Origin of the sequence: Bradyrhizobium mercantei (genome assembly GCF_001982635.1) — a bacterium.
Lineage (GTDB): Bacteria > Pseudomonadota > Alphaproteobacteria > Rhizobiales > Xanthobacteraceae > Bradyrhizobium > Bradyrhizobium mercantei.
Map to the genome: position 1 here is coordinate 121,219 of NZ_MKFI01000010.1, position 22,294 is coordinate 143,512.

The 22,294-nt window shown below is 67.2% G+C and carries 19 protein-coding genes and 1 pseudogene; 1 reads left to right on the plus strand and 19 read right to left on the minus strand.

All coding sequences use genetic code 11. From position 1 onward, the window contains the following. Positions 1–329: 329 nt before the first annotated feature. Positions 330–1,283 (plus strand): annotated as a pseudogene (locus tag BI327_RS36540) (sensor histidine kinase); the annotation flags it as partial. 357 nt (positions 1,284–1,640) lie between these two features. Here BI327_RS36540 and BI327_RS36545 read toward each other — a convergent pair. The 19 genes from BI327_RS36545 to BI327_RS36635 all read right to left on the minus strand — a co-directional run bounded on the left by BI327_RS36545 (position 1,641) and on the right by BI327_RS36635 (position 22,278). After that, positions 1,641–2,267, minus strand: coding sequence for an FMN-dependent NADH-azoreductase (locus BI327_RS36545; RefSeq protein ID WP_076866221.1), 627 nt, complete (start codon positions 2,265–2,267; stop codon positions 1,641–1,643). Between the two features lie 10 nt (positions 2,268–2,277). Continuing rightward, positions 2,278–3,849 carry an isochorismatase family protein gene (locus BI327_RS36550; protein WP_076866222.1) on the minus strand — a complete coding sequence of 524 codons (1,572 nt, stop codon included), beginning with the start codon at positions 3,847–3,849 and terminating at the stop codon, positions 2,278–2,280. Between the two features lie 18 nt (positions 3,850–3,867). Next, positions 3,868–4,716: an MBL fold metallo-hydrolase gene (locus BI327_RS36555; RefSeq protein ID WP_021075854.1), complete on the minus strand. Its 849-nt coding sequence runs from the start codon at positions 4,714–4,716 to the stop codon at positions 3,868–3,870. 49 nt (positions 4,717–4,765) lie between these two features. Further along, positions 4,766–5,656 (minus strand): amidohydrolase family protein, encoded by an 891-nt coding sequence (locus BI327_RS36560; RefSeq protein WP_076866223.1) that lies wholly within the window; start codon positions 5,654–5,656, stop codon positions 4,766–4,768. Next, on the minus strand, positions 5,653–6,771 hold the full coding sequence (locus tag BI327_RS36565; protein ID WP_076866224.1) for a vWA domain-containing protein: 1,119 nt from the start codon (positions 6,769–6,771) through the stop codon (positions 5,653–5,655). Before BI327_RS36565 ends, BI327_RS36560 begins: the two co-directional genes overlap by 4 nt. After that, positions 6,768–7,649: an AAA family ATPase gene (locus BI327_RS36570; protein ID WP_076866225.1), complete on the minus strand. Its 882-nt coding sequence runs from the start codon at positions 7,647–7,649 to the stop codon at positions 6,768–6,770. Before BI327_RS36570 ends, BI327_RS36565 begins: the two co-directional genes overlap by 4 nt. A 9-nt stretch (positions 7,650–7,658) precedes the next feature. Further along, positions 7,659–8,681: a xanthine dehydrogenase family protein molybdopterin-binding subunit gene (locus BI327_RS36575; protein ID WP_076866226.1), complete on the minus strand. Its 1,023-nt coding sequence runs from the start codon at positions 8,679–8,681 to the stop codon at positions 7,659–7,661. A 2-nt stretch (positions 8,682–8,683) separates the two neighbouring features. Continuing rightward, entirely contained in the window at positions 8,684–10,267 is a 1,584-nt protein-coding gene (locus BI327_RS36580; protein ID WP_076866227.1) for a xanthine dehydrogenase family protein molybdopterin-binding subunit, read from the minus strand. 12 nt (positions 10,268–10,279) lie between these two features. After that, positions 10,280–10,759 carry a (2Fe-2S)-binding protein gene (locus tag BI327_RS36585; protein WP_076866228.1) on the minus strand — a complete coding sequence of 160 codons (480 nt, stop codon included), beginning with the start codon at positions 10,757–10,759 and terminating at the stop codon, positions 10,280–10,282. Between the two features lie 5 nt (positions 10,760–10,764). After that, on the minus strand, positions 10,765–11,583 hold the full coding sequence (locus tag BI327_RS36590) for an FAD binding domain-containing protein (protein WP_076866229.1): 819 nt from the start codon (positions 11,581–11,583) through the stop codon (positions 10,765–10,767). A 14-nt stretch (positions 11,584–11,597) separates the two neighbouring features. Further along, positions 11,598–12,041: an SRPBCC family protein gene (locus tag BI327_RS36595; RefSeq protein ID WP_076866230.1), complete on the minus strand. Its 444-nt coding sequence runs from the start codon at positions 12,039–12,041 to the stop codon at positions 11,598–11,600. Positions 12,042–12,043: 2 nt separating this feature from the next. Further along, a complete protein-coding gene (locus tag BI327_RS36600) occupies positions 12,044–12,481 on the minus strand; it encodes an SRPBCC family protein (RefSeq protein ID WP_016847814.1) in 438 nt (145 codons plus the stop codon). Positions 12,482–12,490: 9 nt separating this feature from the next. Continuing rightward, a complete protein-coding gene (locus BI327_RS36605) occupies positions 12,491–15,388 on the minus strand; it encodes a flotillin family protein (protein ID WP_076866231.1) in 2,898 nt (965 codons plus the stop codon). Between the two features lie 25 nt (positions 15,389–15,413). Continuing rightward, entirely contained in the window at positions 15,414–16,247 is an 834-nt protein-coding gene (locus BI327_RS36610) for a phosphoenolpyruvate hydrolase family protein (RefSeq protein WP_076866232.1), read from the minus strand. Between the two features lie 3 nt (positions 16,248–16,250). Then, on the minus strand, positions 16,251–18,461 hold the full coding sequence (locus BI327_RS36615; RefSeq protein WP_076866233.1) for an ABC transporter permease: 2,211 nt from the start codon (positions 18,459–18,461) through the stop codon (positions 16,251–16,253). Further along, positions 18,454–19,236, minus strand: coding sequence for an ABC transporter ATP-binding protein (locus tag BI327_RS36620; protein WP_021075866.1), 783 nt, complete (start codon positions 19,234–19,236; stop codon positions 18,454–18,456). Before BI327_RS36620 ends, BI327_RS36615 begins: the two co-directional genes overlap by 8 nt. After that, positions 19,229–20,314, minus strand: coding sequence for a branched-chain amino acid ABC transporter permease (locus tag BI327_RS36625; RefSeq protein WP_076866234.1), 1,086 nt, complete (start codon positions 20,312–20,314; stop codon positions 19,229–19,231). Before BI327_RS36625 ends, BI327_RS36620 begins: the two co-directional genes overlap by 8 nt. A gap of 1 nt (position 20,315) precedes the next feature. Then, a complete protein-coding gene (locus BI327_RS36630; RefSeq protein WP_076866235.1) occupies positions 20,316–21,326 on the minus strand; it encodes a branched-chain amino acid ABC transporter permease in 1,011 nt (336 codons plus the stop codon). Between the two features lie 136 nt (positions 21,327–21,462). Further along, positions 21,463–22,278: a helix-turn-helix transcriptional regulator gene (locus tag BI327_RS36635; protein WP_076866236.1), complete on the minus strand. Its 816-nt coding sequence runs from the start codon at positions 22,276–22,278 to the stop codon at positions 21,463–21,465. Positions 22,279–22,294 lie beyond the last annotated feature (16 nt).

Below are 22,294 nucleotides of genomic sequence, written 5' to 3' on the forward strand. Positions count from 1 at the left end.
CGCTGTCCTATGTGCGCGACAGGTCCGACCGCGCCATCATGACCGAGCAGGCGAGCCTCGATGATGCCTATGCGCGGTCCGGCCGCGATGGCCTGGCCGCGTTGATTGCGCAACGCATCGCGGACAAGGGCTTTGCCGATCATGTCTATCTGCTGGCCGGCCCGGACTCGGCGGTAGTTGCCGGAAATCTCAAGCAATGGCCGGCGGAGGCTGCCCGGCAGGGATGGGCCGAATTCCGCGTTTCGCTGCCGCAGCTCCCCACGGGCACTTCTCTGGCGCGAGTCGTGACGGAGACCTTGTCGAACGGCGATCGGCTGCTGGTCGGTCGCGACATCAGTGATCTCGACGGCTTCATGGCGCAGATCAGGGCCGCGGGCATCGCCGTTGTCGTGCTGATCATCGTGCTTGCCGCCGCCGCCAGCATCGGGGTCACGCGGCGGACGGTCGGCCGGATCGAGTCGATCAATGCGACCAGCCGCGCCATCATGCTCTCCGGCCTCGACCAGCGCATCCCGCTCCTTGGCAGCCACGACGAATGGGATCGCGTTGCGGAGAATCTCAATCTGATGCTGGATCGCATCCAGACCTTGATGGGTGACGTCAAGCAGGTCGGCGAGAATATCGCGCACGACCTGCGCACGCCGCTGACCCGGATGCGCGGCCGGCTCGAGAAGGCCTATCACGCCCCGCGCAACGCGGAGGGCGATGCGGCGTTGATCGGCGACACCATCGCCGATCTCGACGCGGTGCTCGGGATGTTCGCGTCGATCACGCGGATCTCCGAGATCGAGACGCGGGCCCGCAAGGGCGCGTTTCGCATCGTCAACCTGGTCGAGATCGCAAGCGAGGTGGTCGAGCTCTACGATGCCGCGGCCGAGGAGGTCACCACCCATCTCGACCTCGCCGGCGATCAGGCAGTGCTGGTGACCGGCGACCGCGATCTCTTGTTCGACGCCATCGCCAATCTCGTCGATAACGCCATCAAGCACGGCCGTCCGGGCGGGCGGGTGAGCGTGACCTGCGACAATGACGAGAGCGGCGCGGTGATTTCGGTCGCCGATGACGGCCCCGGCATTCCCGCCGGCCAGCACGACCGGGTCTTCAAGCGCTTCTACCGGCTCGAGCAGAGCCGCTACACGCCGGGCAATGGCCTCGGCCTCAGCCTGGTCGCGGCGGTCGCGAGCCTGCACGGCGCACGAATCGAATTGCGCGACAACGCGCCGGGATTGTTGTGCAGGCTGGTCTTTCCTGTGGTGGAATCGGTGGCGGAGCTCCCTCGCTAGGTGCGCGTCGCCAAAATATCGAAAACAACCCCATGCAAAGGAGCTCGCGGCGGCCGGCGTTCGGCCAGCCAGCTTGACATGTCGGGCAACTCAGGAGTATTCTTCCAATATTCCGAAATCGTGCAATCGCCGCCTTGTAAGCGCCTCTCGCCAAGCAGAGTGGGCGCAGCGCGTCGCGAGACTGCGGAAGCACAAGTCGCAGGCCGTGCAGCACATTCGATGTCGTCCTGGCGAAAGCCAGGACGCATTACCCCAAATGAGAGTTGTTGCGCCACGCCGGGGCCACGGCCCCATTCATCATCAAATGCGGCGGTTATGGGTCCTGGCTTTCGCCAGGACGACGGCGGTGTTAACCGTTCAAAACCGCGCCGCCATCTCCGTCAGCCGCCGGTGCGCGGCCTCGCGGGCGGCGCGGATCGGCTCCGCGGGCCCCGTGGTCGGGCCGATCGGCACCAAGCGCAAATCGTTGATGCCGATGAAGCGCAGCGCTTCGCGCAGATAGGGCGTCGCCATGTCGATGCGGCCGCGGTTCATGCCGGTGACGAAGTCGCTGCCGCTCGCCAGGATCACGACCGTCGGCCGGTCTGTGAGCAGCGGCAGATAGCCCTGCGCCGGATCGAAGCGGAAGGTCAGTCCGGGCTGGATGATGACGTCGAGCCACTGCTTGAGCTTGTAGGGAATGGAAAAATTCCACATCGGGGTCGAGATCAACACGCGATCGGCCAGCGACAGCCGCAACGCGAGGCGTTCGGCGACTGCGAAGGCGTCGTGCTGCGAAGCAGTGAACGTCTTGCCGCCGATCCGGGCGTATTTGGCCTCGAGCAGATACCCTTCGAACTCCGGCAGCGGCTCGCGCCACAGGTTCATCGCGTCGATGTCCCAGTCCGGATGGCTCTCACGGAAGCGATCGAGAAACACGCGCGCGCCGGCTGCCGATTCCGAGTCGGCGCGGGGAGAGCAGGCGACGTGCAGCAGCTTCGGCACCGCGCCTCCCTTAGCCGAGCGCCTTGATGACGGTGTCGGCGTTGGTTACGACGGAGACGTTCTGCAAGGCAAAATTGATCGCGGCGTTGTGCCAATCGGCATTCATGGTCGAGCAGCAATCCTCCGGCACGATCATGAAATAGCCCTTGTCGGCGCCGGTGCGCGCGGTGTGCTCGACCGACATGTTGGTCCAGGCGCCGGTGTTGATGATCATGTCGCGGCCGGTGGCTTTCAATATGGTCTCGAGCCGCGTGCCTTCCCAGGCGCTCATCCGCATCTTCTCGACCACGAAGTCGCCCGGGCGCGGTTCGAGCCCGGAGACCGGCGCAGCGCCCCAGCTGCCGCGTACCATCGCCTTGCTGTCGACCAGGCCCTCGAACAGGGGCGCGTTCAACGTCACGCCGGGTGCGCCGGGCTCGACGACGAACCAGACGTGGATGATGGCGACGCCGCGCGCCCGCGCCGCCTCGGCTACGCGGCGGACATTCTCGACGACGTGCTGCTGGCGCGCATGCGCCGGCGCCCCGGACTCGGCGAACGCGCCGCCGTCCATGATGACGTCGTTCTGCATGTCCTGGATGATCATCGCGCAACGCTGCGGATCGAGCTGCATTTCCCCGGAGGTCAGGTTCGGCGCAGGTGTGGTCGATGCAGCGCTCGCGCCGCCGCGCTTACCGCTCATATAGGGTTCGTGGCGCGGGCCGACCTTGGTCGGGATCGCGTAGACCGAATGGGTCGCGGTCAGATAGAGCGTGCGGAAATCGGTGCCGCCCCAGGCGAGGTTGGCGACGAGCTCGGGCAGGCGGACCTTGCCGAGCAGATCGCCGCCGGGCGCATAGACCCAGACGCCGCCGGGCGCGGTGACCCAGACATTGCCGCGCTGGTCGCACTTCATGCCGTCGGGCAGGCCGGGCTCGAGCTCGGAGCGGATGCCGGAGGCGAACACGCGCGGATTATTGAGTAAGCCGTCGGCGCTGACGTCGAAGGCGCGGATCAGCGCCTGCACGGTGTCGTTGACATAGAGGATGCGCTCGTCCGGCGAGAAGCACAGCCCGTTCGGCTGCTCGAACAGGTAGCGATCGACCAGGAGTTTCGGCGCGCCGCCGCCCGGCGGCACGCGATAGACGCCCTGGAAGCCGAGCTGGCGCGGCCGCTCAACGCCGTAGACCGGCATGCGGCCATACCATGGATCTGAGAAATAGATCGCGCCCGAGGAATGAACGCAGACGTCGTTCGGGCTGTTGAGCTCCTGGTTCTCGTAGTGCGAGGCCAGCACCTCGCGCCGCCCGTCAGCCCGCTCGCGGATCAGGGAGGATGTCGCATGCTCGCAGACGATCAAATTGAGGTCCGCGTCATAGGTCATGCCGTTGCACTTGTTCGACGGCCGCTTGACCTCGACCACCCCGCGCCGCGCATCCCAGCGCCGGCGCACGTCGCCAGGCATGTCGGAGAACAGCAGGAAGTGATCGAGCGGATGCCAGATCGGCCCTTCCGTGAAATCGAAGCCGGTGCCGACCTGGCCGACCGGCGCGTAGGGGTCGATCAGGTCTTCGAATTCGGTGCGCAGCGTGACGTGCGTCATCGTAGCAGGCCTTCGTGGTTATGCCGGGAACCAGTTGCGCTGCGGCAGGCTTTGCACGACAGGCCCGGGCACCTGGTCGTGCAGGCGGCCGACCACCATGCCGCCCTCGATCTTCGCCGGGCGATCATGCACAGGGAGCAGATAGCGTGAGCTACTCAGCAGCTTCTTGATCGCGGCCTTCTCGGCGCGCTTGCTGGTGCCGTGATTGCCGGTGGTGCGCGGCTCGGCGTCGTGGATCTCGTTGAAGGGCGTGACGATCTGATCGTTGAAATCATAGATCACGTCGCCGCAGATCGTCGCGATGCCGTCGGCGGTGTGGACGTGAATGTTCATCGAGCCTTCGGTGTGGGCGTTGGCGGCGTCGCAATAGACGCCGGGCATCAATTCGACCGGACCGGTGATCTCGAGGTCGAGGAAACGCAGCGCGCTCTTGGTGTGCAGGCGGTCGATCAAATGCTTGATGTCGGGCGCAGGGTATTGCGGATGCATCAGGCCGGAGACGGAGTACTCCAGCTCCTTGCGGTTGACGACGACGGTGGTGTTCATCGGAAACAGATCGTCCTTGCCGGCGTGGTCGATGTGCAGATGGGTGTGGCAGACGAAACGGACGTCGCCCATGCGCACGCCGTGGCGGGCGAGCTGGTTCTCGATCATGTTCTCGTGAAACTGGAGGCCGCGCATGCCGAGCGTCTCCATGATCTGGTTGGAGCGGTAGCCGGTGTCGACCAGCACGGGGTAGGGGCCGCCGAGGATCAGGAAGCCGAGCGTCAGCACGCGGCGGGTGCGGCCGCAATTGTGCCCGAGCACGAGGAAGCTCGATTCCAGCTCGATATCGCCATAGTCCAGGATCTTGATCTCCAACGGCATCGCTCTCCCCTCCAAATTCCTGTTCGTTGTTGTGTTCGTCGCGGCGCGACTATGGCCCCAGCCGATAGACCCGCGCCGCCGTCGTGCTGAAGATCGCTTCGCGCTGCGCGGCGTTGAGCCGTTCCGCGGCTGCCTTGAAGGCGTCGATCAGATCGCGGTAGCTGGTCCACAGCTTCTCGATCGGAAAGTTCGAGCCGAACAGGCAGCGCTCCGCGCCGAAGATCGCGACCGTGTCGGTCATGATGCCGGCGATATGCGCGGCATCGTTGCGATGGATGAAGGTGCCGAGCCCGGACAGCTTCGATACCACGTTGGGGCATTGTGCGAGCCGCGCCATGCCGGCGCGCCAGGCGGCCCGGCCTTGCGGCGACAGATCCTCCAGCATGCCGGCATGCTGCAGGATGAAGGTTACGTTCGGGCAGGCTTCGGCAAGGCCGGCGGCATCGGCCATCTGCGGCGCGAACACCTGCAGGTCAAAGCTCCAGCCATAGTCGGCGAGGTGTGCGATATTGCGCCCGATCACGGGATCGGTGCAGAGGTCGGGACGGGCGGCGAAGCGATAGAGCGGGTTGTCGTGCCAATGCAGCTGCATGCGCACGCCGCGCACCAGCGGATAGCGCTTCAACCGATCCAGCTGCGGCCGGACGTCATCGACGGAAAAATCGGCATAGGCGACGAGGGCGTGCGGCCAGCCACGCTGATCCGCCGTCTGCTGCACCCATGCCGCCTCATCCTCGAACTTGCCATTCGGCCAGTTGGTCTGGACGTAGACCGAGCGGGTGACACCGCTACCCCTGAGGTCGTCGAGATATTCCTCGATCGGATAGTCGCGGCGGATCGGCTCGTAGGGGCCGAAGATGCGCGGCTGCATCGGGCCGGACAGCCAGGCGAGATCCGCTTGACGCCAGATGTGATGATGTCCGTCGACAATGCCGGTCACGCAGCTCTCCTTGTTGCAAGCGACAGCAGATGCGCGACAACCGCCGCGCTCGATCCGCCGTCCACGAGATCATCGACGAAGCGCTGGATCGCGATCAGCGCCTCGGTTTGCGGCTTGAAGTTGGCTGCGGTCGCGAGCGGCGTCAGCCAGCTCACGCGCCAGGCCCGCCGCGACAGCTTTGCCACGGCATCGCGCAGCGCGGCCGGATCGCCGCGCTCGAGGCCGTCGGAGACGATCACGACCGCCGCGCCGCGGGCATATCCGCCGAACCGCGGCACCGCGAGGAACGCCTGCAGCGCATCGCCGATCCTTGTGCCGCCGTCCCAGTCGCTGACCAGGAATGAGGCCGCGCTCAGCGCCTGTTCGCGCCGCTTCAGCCGCAGTGCCGTCGTGACGCGGGTCAGCCGCGTGCCGAAGGTGAACACCTCGACATTGCCGGCCGCCTGCACCAGCGCATGCGCAAGCCGCATGTTCTCCTCGGTACGCGCCTTCATCGAGCCGGAAACGTCGATCAGGAGCAGGATCTTGCGCGGCCGCTGGCGACGGCGCATCCGCCCGAGCCGCAGCACCTCGCCGTCATTGCGCACGCTGTCACGCAGCGTGCGGCGCAGATCGGCGAACGGTCCGGTGCGCGCACGCCGCCGCCGGTGGCCGCGCCTTCGCGGCAGCCGCCGGGCCGCCTCGCGCGACAATTGGCGCAGTGGATCGCTGGTCGGGATTTGCGCGAAGCGGCGCTCGACCAGCGCCTCGGCCCGTGCCGCGGCGAGGCCGGATTCATTGGCTTCGTCGGCGAGCGGCGGCTCGTCCTCGCCGCGGCCTTCCTCCTGAAGGCGGACGGTCTCGTCGTCCTCGCCTTCGGCCTGCTCGATGGCATCAGTGCCGCGGAAATGGATGTCGAACAGCCGGTCATAGGTCGCGCGGCGCTCCGGCGGCGGCGCCAGTGTGGCGAGCCCGGCCCGGCGGATGTGCTCGAGGCTGCGCGGCCCGAGCAGTTCGATCGCGGCGAGGAAGCTCGTCGTTTGCTCCGGCGCGACCGAGAAGCCGTTGGCGCGCAAGAGCGCGACGAACGACACGAAGATCCGCGCGGCGCGCGGCAGCACGAGATCGTCGCTCACGCGGCTGCCTCCGCGATGATGGCATCGAGCCGCGGCGAGATGAAATGCAGATCCTCCTCGTCCTTCAGTGCGACGCCGATCGAGCGCTTGAACGCATCCGGCCAGCGCGCGCCGCCCTTGTTGAGCAGCGTCGCGGCCTCGGCCCAGTCGACCGCCTCGGCAATCCCCGGCGCCTTGCTCAGCGGTTCGCGGCGCAGCCGGCCGACCGCGGCGACCACGGCGCGGGCGGTGGTTTCGGCAACGCTGGAGGCGCGCATCATCACGATCCGCGCCTCGCGCTCGGCATTCGGATAGTCGATCCAGTGATAGACGCAGCGCCGCCGCAGCGCCTCGTGCAAATCGCGGGTCCGGTTCGAGGTCAGCACCACGACGGGATGCTCGGCCGCGCGGATCGTGCCGCGCTCCGGGATCGAGATCTGGAAGTCGGACAGGAATTCGAGCAGGAAGGCCTCGAACTCCTGGTCGGCGCGGTCGATTTCGTCGATCAGCAGCACCGTCGCATCGGGCGCACGCAGTGCCGCGAGCATCGGGCGCTCGATCAGGAACGACTCGCCGTAGATGTCGATGCTCTCCTCGCCGGCCTGCCGGATCGCCAGCATCTGGCGCGGATAATTCCACTCGTAGAGTGCCGCGGCCGCGTCGATGCCCTCGTAACATTGCAGCCGGATCAACCGGCGGCCGAGCACGGCGGCGATCGCTTTCGCCGCCTCGGTCTTGCCGACCCCCGGCGCACCCTCGAGCAGCAGCGGCTTGCCGAGCGCGAGCGAGAGATAGGAGGCGGTGGCGATGCCGTCGTCGGCGAGGTAATAGGCCGCGCGCAGCGCTCGCTCCAGCGCCTCGGGGCTGTCGATGCCGACGATGTTGCTGCGGACCGGCATATCAGAACCTCAGCGCCGCGGTTGCGGCCGCGCGCCGCCCTGCGCCTGGATGGCGCGCAGCACCTTCTCCGGCGTGATCGGCAGATCGTCGATCCGCACCCCGACCGCGTTGAAGATCGCGTTGGCTACCGCAGGCAGCACCGGATTGGCGCACATTTCGCCCGGTCCCTTGGCGCCGAATGGGCCATCGGGGGCAGGGCGTTCCAGCACCGCGATGTCATGCGGGCAGATGTCGCCAGGCCCCGGCATCAGATATTCGACGAAATCGCGCGGCCCATGCACCGGCTCCGGATAATACGGCTCCGGCGTCTCATAGAGCGCGTGGCTGACGCCCATCCAGGCGCCGCCGACCAGCTGCTGTTCGACCAGCCGCGGATTGAGCGCGCGGCCGAGCTCATAGGCACTGTCCATCCTGACCATGTCGACTTCGCCGGTCTCGTCGTCGACCTCGACCTCGGCGACCAGGCAGGCATGCGCGTAGCACGTCGCCGGCGACATCTCGCCGGTCTCGGGATCGACGTCCGACAGCGGCACCAGGAAGATGCCGCGGCCGGAGATCGTCTTGCCCTGCTTGAATTGGGCTGCGATCGCGACGTCCTTGGTCGAGATCGAGCGGTGCGGCGCGCCCTTGACGTGGATGTTGCCGCGGCCATCGGTCTCGAGGTCGGCGGCGTTCACCTCGAGCTCTTCGGCGGCGGCCTCCATCATCACGCCGCGCGCCTCCCGCGCCGCCGCCATCACGGCGTTGCCGACGCGATGGGTGCCGCGCGAGGCGAACGAGCCCATGCAGTGCGGGCCGGTGTCGGAATCCGCGGTGTCGACATAGACGTCCTCGACCGGCACGCCGAGGGTCTCGGCGCAGATCTGCCGCGTCACCGACTTCATGCCCTGGCCGAGATCGATCGAGGACAGCGCCACGGTGAACTTGCCGCTCGGATTGGAATGCACCAGCGCCTGGCTCGGGTCGCCGCCGAGGTTCATGCCGATGGGATAATTGACCGACGCGATGCCGCGCCCGCGGTGCCGGGTCATGATCAGCGCCTCCTGGTGCCGAAGACGGAAGAGAAGCGAGTGGCGCCATGCGACGGTGCGCTTGGCCGCGGTGGCGGAGGCGGCGACGAGGGCGGCGGTGGCGGCGGCTCGCGGGTGGCGGCCGGCGCGCGGTCATATGTCGTGCGCTGCTGCGTCGCTGCGGCTATTGGCGCGTGCGTTTCGCGCGGCGTCGGCGTCACCGCGGCGCGGGCGCCGCCGCCGTCCTTGCGCGACGACATCCGCTTGAAGTCCTCGCGCAGCGGCCACTTGGCCTTCTCGGCGGCGACCTGCACGCATTCGATCAGCGCGGTGTTCTTGGCCTCGCGGCGATGCGCCTTCATGTCGCCGTCGCGATACGCGTTGAGGATCCGGAACTCCATCGGGTCCATGCCGACCAGATGCGCGAGCTTGTCCATCTGGCATTCGATGGCGAAATCCATCGCCGTGACGCCGAAGCCGCGCATCGCGGTCGCTGGCGTGCGGTTGGTGAAGACGCAGTAGACGTCGCCATGGACGTTCGGGATCGTGTAGGGACCGGGCAGATGCGCGGCGCATTTCACCGCCGCATAGCTCGACAGCCGCGTATAGGCACCGCTGTCGAAATAGGCGCGTACCTTGCGGGCGACGACGCGGCCGTCGCGCATCACACCGTCCTTGATGTAGATGCGCTCGGCGCCTCGGGGCGGCCCGTATTGCATCTCCTCCTCGCGCCCAAACACGTAACGCACCGGGCGCCCGGTCAGCATCGCGCCGAGGATGCAGAGCGGCTCGGTCAGCGTATCGACCTTGCCGCCGAAGCCGCCGCCGACCGTGCCGCCGATGAAGTGGAAGGTGTTGGACGGGACGTCAAGGATCTTGGCGCAGGTGTCGACCGAGAAGAACAGCGCCTGCGTCGAGGTATACACGATATAGCGGCCGTTGGTGTCGGGCGCCGCGATCGAGCCGTTGGTCTCGGTCGGCGCGTGCTCGATCGGCGACATCTGGTAGCGCTGCTCCAGCACGTGGTCGGCCGTGGCCAACGCGCGGTCGGCGTCGCCGAAGCGGAGCTGCTGGCGATCGTAGGTCTCGTGATAGGTGAAGGTGTTCTTGGGGTAGACCTCGTTGACCACGGGCGCGCCCGGCTTCAGCGCGTCCTCGACGTCGAACACCGCCGGCAGCACCTCGTAGTCGATCTTCACCTTGGCGATGGCTTCATAAGCCTCGCGCGGGCTGTCGGCGACGATGGCGACGATCGGCTCGCCTTTGTAGCGCACCTTGTCGACCGCGAGCGACGGCTCGTCATCCTTGCCGAAATTGATCAAGCTGAGCAGCGTGTTCAGATTGCGCGGCACGTCGGAGGCCCGGATCACGCGCCGTACCCCCTGCGACCGCTCGGCCTCGGACGTGTCGATGCGCCGCAGTCTTGCATGCGAATGCGCGCTGCGGACCACCTTCAGATGCAGCATGCCCTGTAGCTTGTGATCGTCGAAATAGGGCGAGGTGCCGGTGACATGGCCGAGCATGTCCTGGCGCTGGGTGCCCTTGCCGATCTCCTTCAGATTGTCGTCGCGCTCGTCGGCGAAGAGGTCCTTGCGCAGTTCCAGCATGACATTATCCTCTTACGCGCGAGCCCGGCCGCCGGACGCGGCAGCCAGCACGGCGTTGATGATCGGCTCATAGCCGGTGCAGCGGCAGATATTGCCGGAGATCGCTTCGATGACTTCAGCGCGGCTCGGCTGCGGATTGCGATCGAGCAGCGCCTTAGCAGCCATCAGCATGCCGGGCGTGCAATAGCCGCACTGCGCGGCGAAGTTGTCGGCGAAGGCGCGCTGCAGCGGGTGCAGATTGGGGCCGTCCTTGATGCCGTCGAGCGTCTCGACCGAACGGCCGGCAACCGTCTCGGCGAGCGTCAGGCAGGACAGGTGCAATTCGCCGTCGATCAGCACGCTGCAGGTGCCGCAGCCGCCCTGGCCGCAGCCGAATTTCGGTGTCATGTCGCCGATCAGCTCGCGCAGCGCGACCAGCAAATTGGTGCCGCCGTCGACGAAGATCGCGACGTCGCGGCCATTATGTTGGAACTGAAGCGCGGTCTTGGCCATCGCGATTATTCCTGACCGGACAACAGGCGGCGGAGATGCACGCCGACGATCTCGCGGCGATACCAGGCGCTGGCGAGCGCGTTGTCGCCAGGCGTGGTGCCTTCGACCGCCGCCGCGGCAGCTGCGCTGATGGTGGAGGCGTCGAGTGCGCGGCCCTCCAGCGTGCGCTCGGCGGCACGGGCGCGGATCGGCGTCGGCGCCATCGAGCCGAGGGCTATGCGGGCGCCGACGATGCGGCTGCCGTTGACCGGCAGATGTGCCGCGAGGGTGATCACCGCGCCGCCCTTGGGCTTGATCCGGGCGATCTTGCGGTAACGGAACGCATCAGTGCTACCGGGCCTGGCGAAGGAGATCGCCAGCACGAGAACGCCGGTCTGCCGGTCACGCGTTTGCAGGAATTCGTCGATCGAGATCTCGCGGCCACCGAGGCCGCCTTGCACGGACACCACAGCATCGAGCGCGAGCATCGCAACCGTGAAATCGCCATACGGCACCGGCGCGAACAGATTGCCGCCGACCGTGCCCATGTTGCGCACCGCCGGCCCGCCGATCGAACGGGCAGGGGCGTGCAGGAAGCCGAGATCGCGCTCGGCCAGGATGCGCGCAAAGGTGACGCCGGCGCCGAGCGTGATGCGCGAGCCCGACGCGTCGATCCGCGTCATCGCATGGTCGCTGGCGCGGACCACGGTCGAGATCGAGATGTCGCCCTCGTTCAGCGCCCGCATCACCAGCGTGCCGCCGCCGAGATAGCGGGCGCTGCGATCCGACGACAGCGCTGCGGCTGCGTCATGGGTGTTGGTGAAGGTCTTCACCGTGACTGGCATGATGTCTTCTCCGCTTACGCGGCCTCCTTCAGATGCCGGCGGATGGCCTCGAAGCCGGCCTGGTAGATGTCCTCTGAGACCATCTGGGTGATGCGGTCCCGATCTTCGGTCCGCGTCGTGAAGCGCGATTCCCAGTGCCAGAAGGTGCGGTCGCCGTCGGTGACCGGCAGCAGGCGGACATGCGCCACGTAGTTGAACATCGGGATCGGCGTATCGAGCAGGCAGTAGCTGAACGATTGTTCGAGGTCGGAGAGCGCGAGCAACTGCTCGCGCAGCTCGGCGCCATCCTTCAGCTTGAAGCGCCTGACGCAGCCGATCTTGTCGGACGGCTGCGCGCGCTCGATGCCGCTGCTCGCGACCGCCGGATGCCAGCGGTCGTGGCCGTTGAAATCGCGCAGCACGGCCCACACCGCATCGGTCGACGCGTCCAGGATCGTGCTTTTGACGATGTGCGGCACGGCTATCCTCCGAATGCCCGCTTCAGCGCGTCGAACCCGCCCTGGAACACGCCGCCGCCGATATTGTTGACGAGCTCGGCCTCGCGCTCCGGCGCGCAGTCGAACTCGGCGGTCCATTCCAGGAAGGTCTGATCGCCATCGGTGACCGGCGTGAGCCGCAGGGTCGCGACGTAGTTCTCGACGCCCATCGGCGATTCCAGGATCGAGTAGGTGCAGAACATGTCGTAGTCGGAGAGGCCGAGCAGCTTCTCCCTGATCCGGTCACCGTTGCGCAGGCGAAAGTCCCTCACGCAGCCGATCTTGTCCGAGGGCTCGCCGCCCTCGATCCGGCTCTCCGCGATCGCGGGGTGCCAGTTCGGCAGCCCGTTGAAATCGCGGACGCGGGCCCAGACCCGGTCATTGCGGGCGTTGACGACGGTGGAGACATAAACCCGTGCCATGTCGTGCACTCAGTCCTTCTTGCGCGGCGTGCGCTCAGAGCGCGCCGGCTCGCCGCCGCCCTCGGGCGCGGTCGGCTTGGCATCGCCGCCACTCTTGCGCGCGGAGTCCTTGATGCCCTGCATGTCGCGCGCTTCGCGGATCAGGCCGGGCATCTTGGCGAGGCTGCCGCCCTCGACACCGATGTCCGACAGGATCGAATCGATCAGCGGCGCCTGCACGCGGTAGCGCAGCGCCGAGTCGATCACCTCGTCGGTGGCGCTGCGACCCGAACCGCCGCCGCCATGACCGTTGCCGTTGAGGCCATCGACCTGGAGGATGCGGATGCCCTCGATCTTCTCCATCGGCTTGACGCTCTCGCGCACGATGCCCTCGATCCGGTCGAGCAGCTTGCGGCGGAACAGCGAGTAGCGCGCCTGGTCGGTCAGCACGTTCTCGGCCTCATTGAGCAGGCGCTGGGCCTCGGCTTCGACTGCGGCGCGGACGCGCTCGGCTTCCGCCGCGATCCTGGTCTCCTCGGCCTGCTTCTCGGCGAGCAGCACCTCGACGGTCTTGCGCCGCTTTGCGATCTCGCTTTCGCGCGCGGTGACGACGCGCTCGGCCGCTTCCGTCGCACGGATCCGGGCGTCCTCGGCCGCCGCACGTGCCGCGGATTCTTCCAGCGACTTCTGATGCAGCGCGATCGCCTTCTCCATCAGCGCGGTCTCGACGTCCTTCTCCCTGTTGACTTCGAGCTTGCGCAGCTCGCGCTCGCGGCCGACCCTCGCCTCGTCGAGGCCACGGTCCGATGCAATCCGCGCGCGCTCGACTTCCTCGCGGGCCGCGATCTCGGCCTCCTGCAGCGACTGGTTGCGGGCGACCTCGAGTTGCTCGATCGCCCGGCGCCGTTCGATCCGCGCTGCTTCCAGCGCCTGCTCGCGCGAGACGTCTGTCGTGTCGATGTCCTTGCGCGCCACAATTTCGGCCTGCCGGACCTGCCGGTCGGCATCGATTCGCTCCGAGCGCTTGGCGGCGAGCGCGATCACGCGTTCCTCGTCGGCGAGCTCGATCGCCTTCTTCTGGTCGATGTTGAGCACTTCGCGGGTCCGCGAAGAGGCGATCCGCTCGCTTTCCAGCGCCAGCTCGACATCGATCCGCTGCCGCTCGACGGCGTCGCGGCGCTTCAACTCGGCAGCCTCGATCGCCCCGGTGCGCTCGATCTCGAGCCCGCGGGTCTCCCGTTCGGCCCGGATGCGCTGCGCGGCGACCGACTTCTCCTGCGAGATCCGCGCCGCCTCGATCGCCTCGCGCGAGGCGATGTCGGCTTCCTCGATCGCACGGGTGCGCGCGATCTCGAGCGAGCGGACATGCTCTTCCTGGGCGATCCGTGACGCCTCGGTGGCTTCGCGCGCGCTGATCCCGGCGATCTCGACCGCCTGATTGCGCTCGATCTCGAGCTTGCGGGTGCTGTGGTCGGCTGCGATGCGCTCGGCGGCCAGCGTCTTTTCTCTGATGATCCGGGCGGCTTCGACTGCCTTCTGCGCCTCGATCTCGGCTTCCTGGATGATGCGAACCTGCTGGATCTCCAGCGCGCGGGTGCGCTCGTCGGAGGAGATGCGCTCGACATTGACGGTCATGGTCTGGGCGATACGCGCCTTCTCGGTGGCCTCGCGGGCCATGATCTCGGCCTCGTCGACGGCGCGGGTGCGCTCGATCTCGCGCCGCCGGGTCTCTTCCTCATTGGCGATGCGGGCATCGGTGACGACGCGGTCCTGCTGGATGCGGGCCTTCTCGATCGCCTCGCGGGCGGCGATCTCGGCCTCCTCGACCGTGCGCATCCGCTCGATTTCGCGCTGGCGCACCTCGCGCTCCGAGGCGATCCGCGTGGTGTCGACCGAACGCTGGTTGGCGATCCGGACCCTCTCGATCTCCTCGCGGGCCAGCAGCTCCTTCTCCTCGACCGCACGCGTGCGCTCGATCTCCTTGTGCCGCGTCTCGCGCTCCGAGGCGATGCGGGCCTCGGTGATCGCCTGCTCATTGGCGATGCGTGCCTTCTCGATGGCCTCGCGGGCGGCGATCTGGGCCTGCTCGGACTCGGTCTCGCGCAGCGCGCGCTCGCGGGCGACTTCGGTGCGCTGCAGGGCGCGGCGCATCTCGATGTCGCGCTCCTGCTCGAGGCGGGCGGTCTCGCTCTCGCGCTCGATCTCCAGCGCCTGCCGCTCGGCTTCGAGATTGCGGGAGCGGATCTTGATCATCGAGTCCTGCTCGATGTCGTTGCGCAGCTTGCGCTTGGCCTCGATGTCCTCCATCAGCCGGGTCAAGCCTTCGGCGTCGAACCGGTTCGACGGATTGAAGTATTCAAGGTCGGTCTGGTCGAGATCGGTGATCGCGACCGATTCCAGCTCGAGGCCGTTCTGCGCCAGCGCTTCCGCCGCATTGGCCTTGACGCGGGCGACATAGTCGCCGCGCTGCTCGTGCATCTGCTCCATCGTCATCTCTGATGCGACGGAGCGGATCGCGGAGATGAACTTGCCGGAGAGCAAGGTGTGGAGCTGCTGCGGCTCCATGGTGCGGCGGCCGAGTGTGGCAGCCGCGATCGAGACCGCCTCGCGGGTCGGCTGGACCCGTACGTAGAAATCGGCCTCGATGTCGACGCGCATGCGGTCGCGGGTGATCACGGCGTCCTGCCGGGAGCGCACGATGCCCATCGGCAGCACGTTCATGTTGACCGGCGTGGTGTCGTGGATGAACGGCAGCACGAAGGCGCCGCCATTGATCACCACGCGTTCGCCCATGAACCCGGTGCGGACGAAGGAAACCTCCTTCGACGAGCGGTGATACAGCCAGTTCACGACATAGACGATGATGACGATCGCGACGATTGCGACGATGAGCCAGAGGATCAATTCACCGACCAGCATCCCCGACATCTCTTCCTCCCTTGGTCACGGCGGCTCAGCGCGCGCCGATCGCCTTGAATTTGCGAACCTGATCCGTCAGCGCCCGCTCGACCGGCAGGCGCTCCATCGAGGAGGCGCCGTAGAAGCCGTGGCAGTTGCGGGTCTGCTTCATGATGAAATCGGCATCCTCGGGGTCCGCGATCGGACCGCCATGCGCGAGCACGATGATCTTGGAATTGACGCTGAGCGCGGCGTCGGCCCAGGCCTCGATGCGGGCAGGGCAGTCGGCGAGTTTCGGCGCAGTCTGCGCGCCGATCGTGCCGCCGGTGGTCAGGCCCATGTGGCAGACGATGATGTCGGCGCCGGCGATCGCCATCGCGGCCGCCTCCTGCTCGCTGAACACATAGGGCGTGGTCAGCATGTTCTTCTCATGCGCCTTCGCGATCATGTCGATCTCGAGCGCGTAGGACATCCCGGTCTCTTCGAGGTTGGCGCGGAAGGTGCCGTCGATCAGGCCGACGGTCGGGAAGTTCTGCACGCCGGCGAAGCCGAGCGCCTTGAGCTGATCGAGGAACACGTCCATGTCGCGGAACGGATCGGTGCCGTTGACGCCGGCGAGCACCGGCGTCTTCGTCACCACCGGCAACACCTCACCGGCCATCTCGACGACGATGGCGTTGGCATCACCATAGGGCATCAGTCCGGCGAGCGAGCCGCGGCCGGCCATGCGATAGCGGCCGGAATTGTAGATCACGATCAAATCGACGCCGCCGGCCTCCTCGCATTTCGCCGACAGCCCGGTGCCGGCGCCGCCGCCGACGATCGGCTCGCCGCGTGCGATCATGGCATGAAACTTCTTCAACAGCGCCGCGCGTTCAAACCTCGGCATGGGTCACCTCGCCACTCTCCGCCGTCCACCGGCGCGACCGAGCAAAGGTCGGAACGCGCTGACGATGGCGGCGGTGAACTCGGGATCGTTGATGTTGCGCTTGACGCGGATGATCTGCCGATTGCCGGTCTGGCGCACGGTGCGCTCCAGCGCACGGAACAGCGCAGCGTCGGCGTCGGGGTCCCAGAACGGCTGGCCGGGCGCATCGAGCGCTGAGACGCCGCCTTCGGCCAGGAAGAAGCGCACCGGCCCGTCCATCTGGTTCAGCCGTTCGCCGATCCAGCGGCCCATGCGCTCGTTCTCTTCCGGCGTGGTCCGCATCAAGGTGACCTGCGGATTGTGGACGTGGAATTTGCGCTGCCGGTAGCGCTCCGGAATTGTGTCGGGCGCGCCGAAGTTGACCATGTCCAGTGCGCCGACCGAGCCCACGTAAGGTACGCGGCTGCGGATGATGGCGCCGAAGCGGTCGTCGGTCGCCGGGAACACGCCGCCCATCAGGAGGTCGCAGACCTCGGTCGTGGTGAGGTCGATGACGCCGGCGAGCTGGCCGGATTCGACCAGCTTCTCCATCGAGCGGCCGCCGACGCCGGTGGCGTGGAACACCAGGCACTCGAAATCCTCACGCAGGTCGGCCGCGATCTTCTGCGCCGCCGGCGTAGTGACGCCGAACATGGTGATGCCGATGGCCGGAAGCTGAGCGCCGGTCTCGCGCTGCTTGGCGGCCTGTTCATCGAGCCGGGCCTTGACCATGCCGGCCAGAGCGTGGGCACCGTTGCCGAGCACCGTGCGCGAGATCGAGTTGAGGCCCTGCACGTCGGTCACCGAATACATCATGGTGATGTCGGCGGGGCCGACATAGGGACCGACGTCGCCGGACGCGACCGAGGAGATGATCAGCTTCGGCACGCCGACCGGCAGCGCGCGCATGCCGGGCGCGACGAGCGACGCGCCGCCCGAGCCACCGGCGGAAATGATGCCGGCGACATTGCCCTGGCGGCGCAGCCATCGCTCGAATGCGTCGGCCATCGCGGTCACCGAGGCGCCGCGATCTGCGCCGAACACACCGGAGCCGCCGCGGCCGTGGTTCAGCGCGATCTCCTGCGCGGTGACGTCGCAGCTTGCCGCCTTGCCGCTGGTCGAGACGTCGACCAGCCGGGTGCGCAAACCGCTGCCCGCGACGATGTCGCGGATGAAGCGCAGCTCGGCGCCCTTGGTGTCGAGCGTGCCGACGACCAGTACGACCGACGGCCCCGATGTCTTTGACGTCGTCGGTTCGCGCCGCGTGCGAGCCGTCTCTTCGAGACGTGTGACGGCGGCGGATTGCGTCCGCGCGGCGGCCTCGATGCGGGCGATTGGCACCGGCTGCGACCAGCGCGTCGGCAGCACCGGATTGGAGACGTAGATCCGTGTCGGACCCTTGCGTTCCGGCTGCGGCGCTCCGGCAGCATCAGCTTTCGCCGGCGCTGCCTCCGCGTCGGTCTCATCCGCGCCGTGGGTGCCGACGCCGAGCAATCGCTGCTGCAACTCGCGATCGGTCGCAAGACGCGCGGAGTCGATGATGCGGTTGATCCGGCCATTGACCATGATGGCGACGTTGCGCGACACCGCCGTCGCGACGCCGATATTCTGCTCGATGACCAGGACGGAGATGTCGCCCTCGTCGCCGAGGCGCAGCAGCATCTCCTCGACTTGCGCGACGATCACCGGCGCAAGCCCCTCGGTCGGCTCGTCCATGATCAGCAGATGCGGGTTGGTCAGCAGCGCGCGCGAGATCGCGAGCATCTGCTGCTCGCCGCCGGAGAGCTGGTTGCCGCCGTTGTTCTTGCGTTCGGCGAGCCGCGGAAAGGTGTCGTAGATGCGCTCGATGGTCCAGGCGCCGCGGCGCAGGCCGCCGGCCAGCGCGAGGTGCTCGTCGACGGTCAGCGAGCGCCACAGCCTCCGGCCCTGCGGCACATAGCCGACGCCGAGCCGGGCGATCCGCGCCGGATTGAGCCGCGTGACTTCCTCGCCGCGAATCCGGATCGAACCGCCGCTGGCGCGGACCAGGCCCATGATCGCCTTGCACAGCGTGGTCTTGCCCATGCCGTTGCGGCCGACCACCGAGAACACGCCGCTATCGAGCGTGAGATCGACGCCCTGCAGCGCATGCGAATGGCCGTAATAGACGTCGAGGCCCTTGACCTCGAGTGCGGGCACGGCGCGGCGGTCATTCATGGCCGCCTCCGAGGTAAAGCTCCTGCACCTCGGGATCGGATTCGATCTCGCGCGGCAGGCCTTCCTTGAAGATGCGGCCGTTGTGCATCATCGTCACGCTCTCGACGACGCGCAGCGCAACATCCATATCGTGCTCGATGATGATGTAGCCGATATGGGCCGGCAGCGAGGTCAGGATCTCGATCAGCTCGCGCCGCTCGGTCGGCGACAGTCCGGCCGCCGGCTCGTCGAACAGGATGAAGCGCGGTGCGCCGGCCAGCGCCAGCGCGATCTCGAGCTGACGCTGCTGGCCATGCGCCAGCTCGGCGACGCGCTGATCCTTGACGCCAGCGAGATGCACCGCCTGCACCAGCGTTTCGGTCGCGTGCATCAGCGCATCGTTCTGTCCGGGACGGAGGAGCGAGAAGCGGCCGCGCGAGACGCCGCGGCAGGCGAGATAGACGTTGTCCTGCACGGTGAGGCCGGGGAACAGGGCCGAGATCTGGTAGGTGCGGCGCAACCCGCGGCGGATCCGCTCATAGGGCGGGAATTGGGTGATGTCCTCGCCGAAGAAGCGGATCGTGCCGGAGGAGGGCGGGAAGTCGCCGGTGATGCAGTTGAACAGCGTGGTCTTGCCGGCGCCGTTGGAGCCGAGCACGGCGCGGCGTTCGCCTGGCCGCACCGTGATGGTGACGTCGGTCAGCGCCGCCAGCGCGCCGAACAGCCGGGTCACGCCGCGCAGCTCCAGCGCCGCGCCGGCACCGACCACCGACAGGCGCTGCGCGACGCTATCCATGGCGGCCTCCGCCTGCACGTCGCGTCGAAGATGAGTTACGGCGCCGCCAGCGTTCCCACAGCCCGATCACGCCGTCCGACGACCAGAACACGATGGCGAGGAAGCCGAGACCGATCAAGAGCCGGAAGCGGTTGCCGTCGAGCCCGAACTTGATCAGCACGTCGAGCGCGAAGGTGCGCAGCAGCACGAAGATCAGCGCGCCGATGAACGGGCCGATCGGCCGCGTGATGCCGCCGACCACGGCGATGATCAGCACGTCGATGCAGGCGCCGACGCTGACCGAGCCGGGCGAGATCTGGCGGTAGTTCCAGACCTGCAGCACGCCGCCGAGCGCCGCGATGAAGGCGGCGAAGGCGTAGGCCGCGATGCGGTGCGCATTGGGATTGAAGCCGAGCGCGGCCATGCGGCGGGAATTGTCGCGGACGCCTTGCAGCGCGAGGCCGAACGGCGCGCGGGAGACATACTGGACCGCGAAGTAGCAGATCGCGGCGACGCCGAGCGTCACATAGTAGAAGGCGATGTCGGCGCGCCAGTCGACGCCCCAGAAATGCGGCGTCGCGACGGTGTTGATGCCGGTGTGGCCGTTGAAGATCGCCCAGTTCTGGTTGGTGAAGTAGTAGAAGGCCGCGCCGATCGCGAGCGTGATCATGATGGTGTAGATGCCCTCGGTGCGCACCGCGAGCGCGCCGCCGAGTGTGCCGAACAGCGTCGCCAGCGCCAGCGCCATCGGGGTTGCGAGCCACCACGGCCAGCCGAGGCTGATATTGGCGTTGCCGCTCATGCCGAACACCGCGACCATGTAGCCGGCGAAGCCCGCGATGGTGAGCTGCATCAGGCTGACCATGCCGCCATAGCCGGCCAGAAACATCAGGCTGAGCGCGATGACGCCGAGGATCAGCGTGGTGGCGAAGATCTCGATCAGGAAGAAGCCGTTGGCGATCAGCGGCATGATCACGAGGATCAGCGCGACCAGCCATGCCGCCGGGTTCTGGAATTCCGGCCAGGCGCGGAGCAGGGCGCGGCGCGTCGTTGAGGCGGATGGGTCGGGGCGGAACTGGGTGCTCTGCAGCAACGACATCTCATCGCCTCGCGAGCAGGCCCTGCGGCCGCAGCGCCAGCACCAGCACCATGATCAGGAAGGTGACGACGATGGCGTAGGTCGGGATGTAGACCGAGCCGAGTTGCTCGGCGAGGCCGATGATGACGGCGCCGAGCGCCGCCCCCGGGATCGAGCCCATGCCGCCGACGATCACGACAACGAGCGAGGCGAGCAGGAAGCGGGTGTCCTCGCCGGGCGACAGCGATTGGAAGGTGCCGCCGACGACGCCGGCGATGCCGGCAAGCCCTGCGCCGAGCGCGAACACCAGCACGAACACCAGCTGGATCCGCACCCCGGTGGCGGCCAGGATGTCGCGGTCGTCGACGCCGGCGCGCACGATCATGCCGATCCGTGTTCGGTTGAGCGCCAGCCACATCGCGATTCCGATCACGACGGAGGCTGCGAAGATCACCAGCCGCACCAGCGGATATTGCAGGTAGACCGGCTCGCCGGATGATTTGATCGCGGTCAGCAGCGGCAACTGCACCGGGCCGATCAGCCAGCTCGGGGTCTGGACCTGGTAGAAGTCGCCGCCGAACGCCCACAGCATCAGATCGGCGAACACGATCGAGAGCCCGATCGTCACCATGGTCTGCCTGAGGTCCTGCCCCTCCATGCGCCGGAACACGGCAAGCTGCAGGATCACGCCGACCAGCGCCACCACAATGAAGGCGACGATGAAGGAGAGGATCCACGACCCGGTCCAGGTGCTGACGGCGTAGCCGATATAGCCGCCGAACAGATAGAGCGAGCCGTGCGCGAGGTTGACGTTGCGCATCAACCCGAAGATCAGCGTGAAGCCGCTGGCCACCAGGAAATACAGCCCGCCGAGCGTGATGCCGTTCAGCGCGGCGTTGAGGAACACGCGCTTGCGGCCGATCGCAGCTTCCAGTCCCGGCGGCCAGATCGCGAACACCAGCCACGCCAGCACCGCGACCGCGATGATCACGATCAGCGCCCAGGCCGGATGGCGTTCGATGAACCTGGCCATGTCAGTCGCGTTCCCTCAGTCGGTCGCGACCGTCTGCCGGGTCGCGTGTCCAATATCCTACCGAGGGCGAAAGCGTCGGATTTGATCGAGAGTATCTTTTATCGTTCCCCTTTATCGCTTTTCTCGGGAACCCGCTTCACGGCCGCAACACCTTGGCGGCGCGGCGATAGTCGGTCGGAGCCATGCCGACATTGGCGGCGAAGAAGCGGGTGAAACCGCTCTGCGAGGAGAAGCCGAGATCGAAGCCGATATCGGCGATCGGCGCCTCGGTCGCGACCAGCGCATCGAGCGCCTGCTCCATGATCAGCGTGTTCATGTAGAGGTGAGGGGTGACGCCGGTCTGCGTCCGGAACAGCCGGTAGAAATGCGGCCGCGACAGCCCCGCTTCGCGCGCGATCGCATCGAGCTCGATCTCGGCGCCAGGGCTTTCCGACATCAGCCTGATCGACTTGCGGACCCGGAAATCGGTCACCGCGGCGGCGGCGGGCGCGCCCTCGGCCGCCTGCCAGCTCTCCTCGTAGCAGGAGTCGATCAATTGCCTGAGCTCGCAATCGAGGCTGCGCAGCGACGGCGCGCCGCACACCAGTGCTGCGGTGCGGCGGATCAGCCGGTCGAGCGCCTCGGTGCGTGGAAAGAAGGTGCGGCCGAACCGCAGCCCCTGCGCGTTCGCGGCCGGCGTGAACCATTCGGCATTGACATAGAGCACGAAGAAGATCGCACCGTGGTCCATGTCGGTCGGCAGAAAATTGTGCGGTTCCCACGGGTTGACCGCAACCACGGTGTCGTCCTTGAGCAGCAGGCGGTGCTCGGCGACATCGATCTGTGCCGGCGTGCCGCCGACATGAAAGATCAGGTGCCCTTCGCGGTGCGCATGCACGTTGAAGGGACGGTTCAGCTGATAGACCGTCGCGCGACCGAACCGGCCGTGGAAGACGGCAAGCGCCCTGCTCATGCCTCCCCTCCCGCGG